This window comes from Achromobacter sp. D7-1 (genome assembly GCF_059760445.1).
Window position 1 is genome coordinate 1 of the sequence record NZ_JCBAMT010000148.1, and the last position, 8216, is coordinate 8216.

6 protein-coding genes are annotated in these 8216 nt (G+C 67.2%); 4 read left to right on the plus strand and 2 right to left on the minus strand.

What is annotated here, in order from left to right; translation table 11 throughout:
- Positions 1–14 precede the first annotated feature (14 nt).
- Positions 15–2300 carry a nitric-oxide reductase large subunit gene (locus tag AC6LKD_RS32115; RefSeq protein WP_498118502.1) on the minus strand — a complete coding sequence of 762 codons (2286 nt, stop codon included), beginning with the start codon at positions 2298–2300 and terminating at the stop codon, positions 15–17.
- A 238-nt stretch (positions 2301–2538) separates the two neighbouring features.
- Between AC6LKD_RS32115 and AC6LKD_RS32120 the strand changes: the two genes are divergently transcribed.
- Together AC6LKD_RS32120 and AC6LKD_RS32125 are read left to right on the plus strand one after the other, a co-directional pair.
- Complete coding sequence (locus AC6LKD_RS32120; protein ID WP_492275446.1) at positions 2539–2997, plus strand: MarR family winged helix-turn-helix transcriptional regulator; 459 nt, start codon at positions 2539–2541, stop codon at positions 2995–2997.
- Positions 2994–3698: an aspartate/glutamate racemase family protein gene (locus AC6LKD_RS32125; protein WP_498118503.1), complete on the plus strand. Its 705-nt coding sequence runs from the start codon at positions 2994–2996 to the stop codon at positions 3696–3698. The genes AC6LKD_RS32120 and AC6LKD_RS32125 overlap by 4 nt, the downstream gene beginning before the upstream one ends.
- Positions 3699–3708: 10 nt before the next feature.
- Here AC6LKD_RS32125 and AC6LKD_RS32130 read toward each other — a convergent pair whose 3' ends face one another.
- On the minus strand, positions 3709–4419 hold the full coding sequence (locus AC6LKD_RS32130; protein WP_013393025.1) for a Crp/Fnr family transcriptional regulator: 711 nt from the start codon (positions 4417–4419) through the stop codon (positions 3709–3711).
- Positions 4420–4581: 162 nt separating this feature from the next.
- Here AC6LKD_RS32130 and AC6LKD_RS32135 point away from each other — a divergent pair, with 162 nt between their 5' ends.
- The gene (locus AC6LKD_RS32135; protein WP_498118504.1) at positions 4582–6237 is read left to right on the plus strand and encodes an acyl-CoA synthetase; all 1656 of its coding nucleotides are present in this window, start codon (positions 4582–4584) and stop codon (positions 6235–6237) included.
- 37 nt (positions 6238–6274) lie between these two features.
- The gene (locus tag AC6LKD_RS32140) at positions 6275–8044 is read left to right on the plus strand and encodes an acyl-CoA dehydrogenase (protein ID WP_498118505.1); all 1770 of its coding nucleotides are present in this window, start codon (positions 6275–6277) and stop codon (positions 8042–8044) included.
- The last annotated feature ends 172 nt before the right edge of the window (positions 8045–8216 follow it).

Sequence of the window (8216 nt, forward strand, 5' to 3'; positions counted from 1 at the left end):
CGCGGGACGAGTTGCTAGCCGCGCGCCGCCTTGGGCTGCAGACGCGGCTCGGCCTGCGCGGGCTTGCCGCTCAAGAGGCCCAGGATCACCTGCATCACGATGGCCAGCGCGCCCAGCAGGAACACCACGTCGCCGAAGGTGCGGCCCCAGCGCAGGTTCTTCAGCAGGTCCTGCTGCATGAAGGCTTCGCTGCGGGCGTACCACATGCCCTCGCTGATGCTGGCATAGAACTGGATCAGGCCCACCGGCAGCAGGCTGGTGAAGATCATCAGCGCCAGGCCCAGGTTCATGCCCCAGAACGCCAGCTTCATCAGGCCGGGGCTCAGCGCGTACTGCGGACGGATGTAGCGCAGCACCAGCAGGGTGAAGCCCAGCGCCAGGAAGCCGTACACACCGAACAGGGCCGCGTGCGCATGGACCGGCGTCGTGTTCAGGCCCTGGATGTAGTACAGCGACACCGGCGGGTTGATCATGAAGCCGAAGACGCCCGCGCCCAGCATGTTCCAGAAGGCCACCGCCACGAAGCACATCAGCGGCCACTTCAGGTTGTCCATCCAGGCCGCCCGGGTCTTCAAGCGCCAGTTCTCCCAGGCCTCGTGGCCCAGCACGATGAGCGGCACCACTTCCAGCGCCGAGAAGCTGGCGCCGATGGCCATCACGGGCGTGGTGGTGCCGGCGAAGTACAGGTGATGGAAGGTGCCGGGTATGCCGCCCAGCATGAAGAGCGAAGCCGAGGCCAGGCTGGCGGTGGTGGCCATGCGGCGCGACACCAGGCCCAGCGTGGAGAAGATGAAGGCCAGCGCCGTGGTCGCAAAGACTTCGAAGAAGCCCTCGACCCACAGGTGCACGATCCACCAGCGCCAGTACTCCATCACCGTCAGGTGGGTGCGCTCGCCGTAGAAGAAGCCGGCGCCGTAAAACAGGCCGATGGCGCCGACCGAGGCGGTCAACAGCGCCAGCAGGTTCTTGTCGCCGCCCGGCGTGCGCAGCGCGGGCACGATGCCACGCAGCATCAGCACCAGCCAGAAGCAGATGCCCGCGAACTTGCCGATCTGCCACAGGCGGCCCAGGTCCACGTATTCATAGCCCTGGTGGCCCAGCCAGAAGTTCAGGTCCGGCGGCATGATCTGCGCGATCGCCAGGTAGTTGCCGGTGAACGATCCGACCACCACCAGCACCAGCGCCCAGAACAGGATGTCCACACCCACCTTCTGGAACTTCGGGTCGCGCCCGCCGTTGATCAGCGGCGCCAGGAACAAACCGGCGGCCAGGAAGCCGGTGGCGATCCAGAACAGCGCGCTCTGGATATGCCAGGTGCGCACCAGCGAATACGGAAACCACTGCGACACGTCGATGCCGTAGAACTTCTGCCCTTCGACGGTGTAGTGCGCGGTGAAGCCGCCCAGCAGCACCTGGAAGCCGAACAGCGCCACCACCAGGAACAGGTATTTGCCCAGGGCGCGCTGCGAAGGCGTCAGGGGGAAGGTGGTCAGCGGATCCTTGGCCGGCGCCGGCGGCTCGTCCTCTTCCTTGCCGCGCAGGAAGGCCCAGGCCCAGACCAGGAAGCCGATGCCCGCCAGCAGCACCACCACGCTGATGATGGACCACATGACGTTCTCGGCGCTAGGCACGTTGTCGATCAGGGGTTCATGCGGCCAGTTGTTGGTGTAGGTGACGTTCTTGCCTTCGCGCTCGGTCGCCGCTGCCCACGCCGTCCAGAAGAAGAAGTGCGTGAGCTGGGTGCGGCGCGCGGCGTCGGGCAAGGTGTTTTCCTTCATCGCGAAATTCTCGCGGCTGCGGTGCAGCGCGGGCGCGTCGGAAAACAGCTGGTCGTAGTAGGTGGCCGTCTGCGCCATGGCGCGCGCACGCCGCGGGCTCACCGTCAGCGTATCGGTCGCGGCATTGCTGCGGTTGGCGCGGTACTCGGCCTTCAGGTCGGCGCGCAGCGCTGCCTGGGCGCGCGCGTCCAGCTGCGCATAGTCCTGGCCGTGCTGTTCGCGCGCGGCCAGGTCCAGCCAGGCCGTCAGCTCGCGGTGCAGCCAGTCGGCCGTCCAGTCCGGCGCCTGATAGGCGCCATGCCCCCAGACGGAGCCGAGCTGCATGCCGCCGACCGATTGCCAGGCCGTCTGGCCGTCCAGGATGTCGTCGCGGCCGAACAGCGGTTTGCCGTCGGCCGTCACGACCTGGCCGGGTATCGGCGGCGCCTGGCGATAGACCTCGCCGCCGTAGAAGCCCAGCAATGCGAACGTGACCGCCAATACGGCGATCAAGGTGAACCATAATTTCCGATACGGACCCATGATGGGAACGCCCTCCAGTGTTGCGGTTTTGGGGTACGTACCCTTATGCGAATTTCGTGCCAGGAAAATTCCCATTCAAATCATGGCGTTGTATTTCAGTGGGTGGATTTGACCGCCGCAATCAAGGGTATAAATAACTGCAACAGGGTTATTTGGACCCTTCTTGATGCTCTGCGGACGGCCTCGCCCTCTTACAATCAGCCGCTGCATTCCCACCTCTTTCAAAGGAATCGACCGCATGGCCAGGGGCAAGCCCGATGCGTGGAGCCTCTTCCTGACCGCGCATGCGCTGGTGGTGGAAGAAATCGAAAAGCGCCTGTCGGCCGCCGGCCTGCCGCCGCTGGCCTGGTATGACGCGCTGTGGGCGCTGGAGCGCGCGCCCGAGGGCACGGCCAGGATGTTCGAGATCGCCGAGCGCATGGTGATCGCGCGCTACAACCTGACCCGCCTGATGGACCGCCTCGAGGCCGAGGGCCTGGTCGAACGTTTCCGCTCGGACGAGGACCGCCGCGCCACCTACGCCCGCCTTACGCCCAAGGGGCGCGCGCTGCGCCGCGAGATGTGGCAGGTCTACGGTCCCGCTGTCGACGAGTTGTTCCTGTCGCGGCTGCCGCAGGCGCAGCAAGACGCCATGGCGGCAAGCTTTCTCGACATCGCCCGCCACGTGCGCGCATCCAGCAAGGAGTCCGCCGAATGAGCGCCACGCCCCTGCACATCGGCATCGTCGCCTGCTCCGCCGAAGGCGCCGCGCTTTGCTATCGCACCCTGTGCGCGGAAGGCGCCGAACGCCTGGGGCCGCACGCGCACCCGGAGATTTCGCTGCACACGCATTCGCTGGCGGACTACGTCGCCTGCCTGGACCGGACCGACCTGGCCGGCGTGGGCGCGCTGATGCTGTCCTCGGCCGGCAAGTTGGCGCGCGCCGGCGCGGATTTCCTGATCTGTCCGGACAACACCATCCACCAGGCGCTGGCGCATGTGCTGCCGCAATCGCCCCTGCCCTGGCTGCATATCGCCGAGGAAGTCGCGGCCGAGGCCCAGGCGCGCGGCTATCGCCGCATCGGTATCCTGGGCACGCGCTGGCTGGTGGACAGCAGCGTCTATCCGGATCAGCTGGAAGCGCGCGGCTTGCAATGGCTGCGGCCGTCCGAAGAAGACCGCGACACCCTGGCCCGCGTCATCATGGACGAGCTGGTGCTTGGCGTGCTCAAGCCGGAATCCGTGGCCCGGCTGCAAGCCGTGATCGAACGCCTGCGCCAGGCCGGCTGCGATGCCGTGGTGCTGGGCTGCACCGAATTGCCGCTGGTGCTGAACGATGGCAACGCCGCCCTGCCCACGCTGGATTCGACCCGCATCCTGGCGCGCGCGGCGCTGGCCCGCGCCTTGCGCGGCGCCTGATCCGACGCCCTCAGAGCTGGTCCAGGCCGTACTGGCGCAGACGGTCCAGGTCCAGCACCTTGATCTGGTTGTAGGCCAGCGCCAGGATGTCCTGGTCCGCCAGCGTCTGCAGCGCCTGGTTGACCCGCTGGCGCGACAAGCCCGTCAGATAGCCTAGTTCTTCCTGCGAAATCGCCAGCGTCAGATCGGTGGACGGATACAGCTGCGGATTGAACAGCTGCGCCAGCGACTGCGCCACGCGCGCGTCCGCATCCAGCAAGCGATGGTTCTGGATGGAAGCAATGAACTCGCCCATGCGGTTGTTCAACTGGCCGATGACGAAATGCGAAAACGGCAGGCTGGCCGACAACAGCGCATGGAAGGTGGCCGTAGGCACCTGCAACACCAGCGACGGCTGGATCGCCACCACGTCGTACTTGCGCAGCTCGCGCTTGATGACGCTGCCCTCGCCGAACCAGCCGCCCGGCGGCACGCCCGAAAACGTACAGCTGCGGCCCGACTCGTTGTAGATGGCCAGCTTCAACAGGCCCGAATGCACCCCCAGCCAATAGTCCGAGGGCGCGTTGCGCCGCGCGATCCAGGCGCCGTTGGCCACGTGTTCGGCGCGCGACGTCGCCAGCACCAGGTCCTGGTGGCGGGCCTCCAGTGCAGCGAACCAGGCGCACGCCTCGAACAGGCTGGCCAGTTCCGCAGCGGAAACGATGTTTGAAACGTCGGACATGGGAATAACTGTGTAAAACTTGGGAAAGCCAGGTTGGCCGCCGGTCTGTCATGCAGGTGACAGACAGTATTTTCGGCGGCCCTCTAAGCTAGGGCAAGCGACGGGGATCAAACGCCCCGCAGATGGATAAGGGACGCCTGCGCGTCCCAACTGGAGACAAGCATGAGCGGTATGTTCGAGAACGGCCTTGCGCGCCGCGACGCCAACTACGAAGCCCTGACCCCGGTGGACTTCATCGCCCGCGCGGCGCAGGTCTACGGCCAGCGGCTGGCCATCGTCCACGGCAAGGTGCGGCGCAACTGGGCCCAGACCTACGAGCGCGCCCAGCGCCTGGCCGGCGCGCTGGCGCAAGCCGGCATCAAGCGCGGCGACACCGTGGCCGTGATGCTGCCCAACATTCCCGCCATGGTCGAAGCCCATTTCGGCGTGCCCATGCTGGGCGCGGTGCTCAATACCCTGAACACCCGCCTGGACACGCCCAGCGTGCTGTTCATGCTGGGCCACGGCGAAGCGCAGGCGCTGATCGTGGACACGGAGTACGCCGAGGTCGCCCAGCGCGCACGGGCCGAGTTCCCGCATCTCAAACTCATCTCGGTGCATGACCTGGACAGCGCAGCCGCCGAACTGCCCGGCGCGGTCGATTACGAAGCCTTCCTGGCAGGCACCCCCGCCCGCTACGACTGGAAGCCGCCTGCCGACGAATGGGACGCCATCGCGCTGAACTACACCTCTGGCACCACCGGCGATCCCAAGGGCGTGGTCTACCACTACCGCGGCGCCTACCTCAACGCCATCAGCAACATCCTTGAATGGGACATGCCCAAGCATCCGGTCTATCTGTGGACGCTGCCGCTGTTCCACTGCAACGGCTGGTGTTTCGCCTGGACGGTGGCCGCGCGCGCCGGCGTCAACGTCTGCCTGCGCAAGTTCGATCCGCAGACCGTGTTCGACCTGATCCGCAATGAAGGCGTCACCCACTATTGCGGCGCGCCCATCGTGCAGAGCGCGCTGGCCAACGCGCCGGCCGAGATGCGCGCCGGCATCGACCACACCGTGCGCACCATGGTGGCGGGCGCCGCGCCCGCGCCGGCCGTCATCGCCAAAATGCGCGACATCGGCTTTGAACTGACCCATGTGTACGGCCTGACCGAAGTCTACGGACCCGCAGCCGTGTGCGCCCGCCAGGAAGCCTGGGACGCGCTGGACGAGGAAGAACGCGCGCTGCGCAATGCGCGCCAGGGCGTGCGCTACCACCTGCAGGCCGGCGTGTCCGTGCGCAATCCCGACACCATGGAAGAAGTGCCGGCCGACGAGCAGACCGTGGGCGAAGTCATGTTCCGCGGCAACATCTGCATGAAGGGCTACCTGAAGAACGAACGCGCCACCGATCAGGCCTTTGCCGGCGGCTGGTTCCGCACCGGCGACCTGGGCGTGATGACGGCCGACGGTTACGTCCGCATCAAGGACCGCAGCAAGGACATCATCATTTCCGGCGGCGAGAACATCTCCAGCATCGAAGTGGAAGACGCGCTCTACCGCCACCCCGCCGTGGCGGCGGTGGCCGTGGTGGCCATGCCCGATCCCAAGTGGGGCGAAACCCCCTGCGCCTTCGTCGAGCTCAAGCCCGGCTGCAGCGCCACCGCCGAAGAGATCATCGCGCACTGCAAGCTGCTGCTGCCCGGCTTCAAGGTGCCGCGCGCGGTGCGCTTCGGCGAGCTGCCGAAGACCTCCACCGGCAAGATCCAGAAATTCGAACTGCGCGCCGCCGTCGGCGCGACCCAGGCCATCGACGTGGCCGGCCCCGGCAAGGCCGGCTGAATCCCTCGTCCCCATCCCATCCAGGAGCTCCGACGCCATGACGTACCAAGCCCCCGTCAAAGACATGCTGTTCGTGCTGAACCATCTTGCCGGCCTGCCGCAAGTCGCCGCGCTGCCCGGTTTCGAGGAAGCCACGCCCGACACCACTCAGGCCGTGCTGGAGGAATCCGCCCGCTACACCTCCGACGTGCTGGCCCCGCTGAACCACCCCGCCGACCGCGAACCCAGTTCCTGGCGCGATGGCGCCGTCACCACCTCGCCGGGCTTCAAGCAGGCGTTCAACCTGTACGCCGAAGCCGGCTGGCAGGGCATGACGCATCCGGTGGAATACGGCGGCCAGGGCCTGCCGGGCCTGATCGGCTCGCCCTGCTCCGAAATGCTGAACGCCGCCAATCTGTCGTTCGCGCTATGCCCGCTGCTGACCAACGGCGCGATCGAGGCGCTGCTGACTGCCGGTTCGCCCGAACTGAAGCAGCGCTTCATCGAGCCCATGATTTCCGGACGCTGGACCGGCACCATGAACCTGACCGAGCCGCAGGCGGGCTCGGACCTGGCCATGGTGCGCTCGCGCGCGCAGCCCGTGGGCGACGGCACCTACCGCATTTCCGGCACCAAGATCTTCATCACCTACGGCGAGCACGACCTGGCCGAGAACATCCTGCACCTGGTGCTGGCGCGCCTGCCCGACGCGCCCGAAGGCGTCAAAGGCATTTCGCTGTTCCTTGTGCCCAAGTTCCTGGTGAACGAAGACGGCACGCTGGGCGCGCGCAACGACGTCCATTGCGTGTCGATCGAACACAAGCTGGGCATCAAGGCCAGCCCCACCTGCACGCTGCAATTCGGCGACGCGGGCGGCGCGCTGGGCTATCTGGTGGGCCAGGAGAACCGCGGCCTGGACGCCATGTTCATCATGATGAATGCCGCCCGCTACGCAGTCGGCGTACAGGGCGTGGCCGTCGCCGACCGCGCCCACCAGCACGCACTGGCCTATGCCGCCGAGCGCGTGCAGAGCCGTCCGGTGGACGGTTCGTCCAAGGACGCGGTGCCCATCATCCAGCACCCGGACGTGCGCCGCATGCTGGGCACGATGCGCGCGCTGACCGAGGCCGGCCGCGCGCTGGCCTACTACACCGCGGGCCACGCCGACCAGGCGCACGCCAACCCCGACGCCGAGGCCCGCAAGCGCCACCTGGCGGTGCAGGAATACCTGGTGCCCATCGTCAAGGGCTGGTGCACCGAGATGTCCATCGACGTGGCCAGCCTGGGCGTGCAGGTACACGGCGGCATGGGCTTCATCGAGGAAACCGGGGCGGCGCAGTACTACCGCGACGCGCGCATCCTGACGATCTACGAAGGCACCACGGCGATCCAGGCCAATGACCTGGTGGGCCGCAAGACCCTGCGCGACGGCGGCGCCGTAGCCCGCGCCCTGCTGGCGGAAGTCTCCAAGACCGAAGCGGCGCTGGAGGCCCGCAGCGAAGCCGCCGCGCGCCTGATGCTGACACCTTTGCGCCAGGCCCGCGCGGCCCTGGCCGACGCCATCGACTTCGTGCTGGCCAACGCCGCCAGCCGCCCCAACGCCGTGTTTGCCGCCGCCGTGCCGTATCTGCTGCTGGCGGGCACCACCCTGGCCGGATGGCAGATGGCGCGCGCGCTGCTGGCCAGCCTGGACCTGCGCCAGGAAGACCCTGCTTTCCACGACGCCAAGATCGCGACCGCGCAATGCTATGCGCTGCATAAGCTGAGCCAGGCGCCGGGGCTTGCGGCGGTGGTGCTGGGATCTGGGGAGTATGAAGTGCAGCCGTAGCTGTTTGTGGTGCATTACGGGCCCTTCATGCGTGAGGGTCTCGTCTGAGCTCTCGTTGGGGATTGGCTTCGGAGTCGCGTTCCAGTGCTTCGTAGGCCGCTCGCCGGCGCGGGCGCCTGAGTGGCGGGCGCCCACGATTGCGGTCCGGAGCGTTCGCTCCGGACTGCCCCTT